This window comes from Paracoccus sp. (in: a-proteobacteria) (genome assembly GCF_035556475.1).
Taxonomy (GTDB): Bacteria; Pseudomonadota; Alphaproteobacteria; order Rhodobacterales; family Rhodobacteraceae; genus Paracoccus.
This window is the reverse complement of sequence record NZ_DATMFA010000125.1, coordinates 1-3,200: the sequence shown is the minus strand read 5'-3', so window position 1 is coordinate 3,200 and position 3,200 is coordinate 1. Positions and strand designations below refer to the sequence as shown.

The window sequence follows — 3,200 nt, the reverse complement described above, 5'->3', positions numbered from 1 at the left end:
TCCGTGCCGACGATCTCAACTCGACACAGGTTCAAGCCGCGGTAACCCGAAACAGTCGCCCGTGTCGCCTCGCCGATACAGACACGCTTCCAATGTTTACAGACAGTTGATGATGGAGTGCACAATGACTCGGCCGTCGCGCAGGAAGGTCTGCAACCCGTCCCAGTGGCGATGGATATAGGCCAGCTTCTCTCCGAGGCGGGACTTCATTGACATTCGCCGACACTGCAGCTGCAGCCATTCGCCGAAGGCCGCGACCAGCGGCGCATTGCGCGCCTGGCGGGCCGAGAGGCGCTGGCCGGCACCCATGCCACGGATCTCGGCTTCGATCCGGTAAAGCTCGGCGATCCGGCGCAGGCCTTCGGCCGTGATCTCGGCGCCGTCGCGATCGAAGACCTCCTTCAGCTTGCGTCGTGCATGTGCCCAGCAAGGGGCGACGATGATTGGTGCGCCGCCTGTCCGGGAAGGCCGTGTCAGCCGGTTGTAGCCGGTGTAGCCATCCAGTTGCAGGATGCCGTCAAAACCCTGCAGGATACGCTCGGCATTCACGCCCGCGCGGTCGGGGGCGTAAGTGAACACCACGCCGGGCGGGTCTGCTCCGCCCCAGGTTCGATCGTCGCGCGCCAAGGCCCAGAGATAGCCTGTCTTCGTCCGCCCCCGGCCGGGATCGAGCACAGGTACAGTTGTTTCGTCCATATAGAGCTTGGTCGACGTCTTGTTCGGCCAGCCGATCGACCACGGGGTCGAGATGGACGGCGGCGGTGCCGACCCAGTCGGCCAGTGTGCTGCGATGCAGTTCGACCCCGGCTCGGGCCAGGATCTGGCTCTGGCGGTATAAGGGAAGGTGGTCGGCACACTTGCTGACAAGCACATGCGCGAGGGCACCCTCGGTGGGCAGACCTCCTTCGATCAGATGTGCAGGTGCTGGTGCTTGGGTAACACCCTCGGCGCACCGGCGGCAGGCATATTTGGGACGGATGGTGACGATGACCCGCAGCTGCGCGGGCACGATGTCCAGCCGATCCGTGCGGTCTTCTCCGATCCGGTGCATCTCGCCGCAGCCACAAGGACAGAGCAGGCTATCCGGCTCGATCACCCGTTCGAAGCACGGAAGGCCCGCCGGAAGATGCCCGCGATTGCGGCGCGCGGTCCGCCGCGACGGCGCGAGGGGCGCAGCCTCCGCATCCTGCCGGGTCTCGGCCTCGGCCATGGCAGCTTCGAGATCCTCGAAGGCCAGCGGGCGCTCGTCGTCGCTCAGTCTCTCGGAGCGCTTGCCATACGCGACTTGGTTCAGCTCGGCAATGAGATGCTCCAGCGTCCGGTTTGTTTCCCGCAGCGCATCCCGTTGGTGCAGCACTGCCAGCACAGCAGCACGTTGGTTTTCAGGGATGGCGGAAAGATCGATAGGCGGGGAGGTGGACATGTCCCGATCATAGACCGGTCATCCTGATATTGCTCGCCTTTTCTGCTGTTCAACTCATTCTGCAACGGCCGGTTTTGGCGTTTCCAGAGGCCGATGGCACGCGACAAACAGGATGAGATTCCGCGTCAATCAGGATGAGACGGAACGGCCTGTGCATGACGTAGGGAGGGCGTAGCCCGACCGGAGGCATGCACAGGCCGTTGCGCCCAAATTTCCGGGGTCTGTGATCGCGGTCGCCTCGTTACACTGGTGGTTTTCAGGATTGGAGAACCACCTTTGTGCCGGGGCGCCATGTAACCGATCATCAGACGAGGCTTTTCATGAAGCTGAGACAGGACCATCCAATTGAGACCGCCGCTGCCAAGGCGGGCCTGAGCCGGGCGACGGGCTACCGGATCGCGCAGGACACGCGGCGGCCCTCGCAGAAAGGCGAACCTCGTGGCCGCCGTCGCCCCGACCCACTTGAGCAAATTTTTGATGCCGAGGTGGTGCCTTTGCTGCAATCGGCTCCCGGACTACGGCCCGTCGCCATCTTCGAGGAGATGCTGCGCCGTCATCCCGAGTTGCAGCCGGGCATCCGGCGGACCCTGGAGCGCCGGATCCGATCCTGGCGAGCGCTGCATGGGGAGGATCAGGAGGTGATCTTCCGGCAGGTCCATGAACCGGGCCGGCTCGGCCTGTCGGATTTCGCCGATATGGGCGCGCTCGGGATCGCTGTCGGGCGAACGGCTTGATCATCTGCTCTATCACTTCCGTCTGCCATGGTCCGGGTTTGAGCATGCTCATGTCATTCTCGGCGGCGAGAGTTTCGTGGCCCTGGCCGAAGGGCTTCAAAACGCGCTGTGGATGGCAGGCGGCGTCCCCGCAGCCCATCGCACCGACAGCCTCTCGGCCGCGTTCCGCAACCTTGATGCCGAGGCCCGGACAGATCTGACGATGCGATATGAGGCCCTGTGCGCCCATTACCGCATGGTGCCGACGTGGAACAACAAGGGCGTCGCTCATGAGAACGGTTCGATCGAGAGCGCCCATGGCCATCTCAAGGGGGCGATAAGGGATGCCTTGCTGATGCGCGGCACTTGCGACTTCGATGACCTCGGCAGTTACCGTGCCTTCGTCGACGAGATCGTCGGGCGCAGGAATGCCGCGCGCAGCAAGAGTATCTCGGCCGAACGCGGCCATCTGCAGGAGCTGCCGGCTCGGCGCAGCACCGATTTCGAGGAGGTGATCGTCACTGTCACGGGCACCGGCGGCTTCACCTTGCGCAAGGTCTTCTACACCGTGCCCTCTCGCCTGATCGGTCATCGATTGCGGGTGTGCCTGTTCGATGATCGGCTGGAGATCTTCGTGGGCGGAACCCATCTGCTGAACCTTCCGCGGGGTCGGGCCCAAGCCAACGGCAAGAATGATCAGGTGGTGAACTACCACCATGTCATCCATTCCCTGCGCAAGAAGCCCATGGCGCTGCTCAATCTGGTTTATCGCGACAAGCTCTTCCCCAGGCAGGATCGGCATCGTCGCGGGTGGCCGCCGATTGCGGGCCCTGCAATGGCTGGCCGAACGCGGCAGAGGTCTGGCAGAGGTCGCGGTGCGGCTGACCGGGGATCGCGATATGGCGCTGCTCTGGGCCAGCACCGAGAATACCGCGCGCGAGGCGCTGCATCCCGCCGATGAAATCCGCGCCTATTACCGAATGCTCTCGGAAGGGCAGGCCAGCATTGCGCAGGTTGTCAGTGCCTTCGCCGTGACCGAGGCGCAGGTGCGACGCCGGGTGCGG

Annotated in this window: 2 pseudogenes; one reads left to right on the top strand and one right to left on the bottom strand. The window is 64.0% G+C overall.

Annotated elements, in window-relative coordinates:
- Positions 1 to 114: 114 nt before the first annotated feature.
- Positions 115 to 1,423 (bottom strand): annotated as a pseudogene (gene tnpC, locus VNQ78_RS21640) (IS66 family transposase); the annotation flags it as partial.
- A 278-nt stretch (positions 1,424 to 1,701) separates the two neighbouring features.
- Between tnpC and istA the strand changes: the two are divergent.
- Positions 1,702 to 2,926 (top strand): annotated as a pseudogene (istA, locus tag VNQ78_RS18295) (IS21 family transposase); the annotation flags it as partial.
- Positions 2,927 to 3,200: the final 274 nt, after the last annotated feature.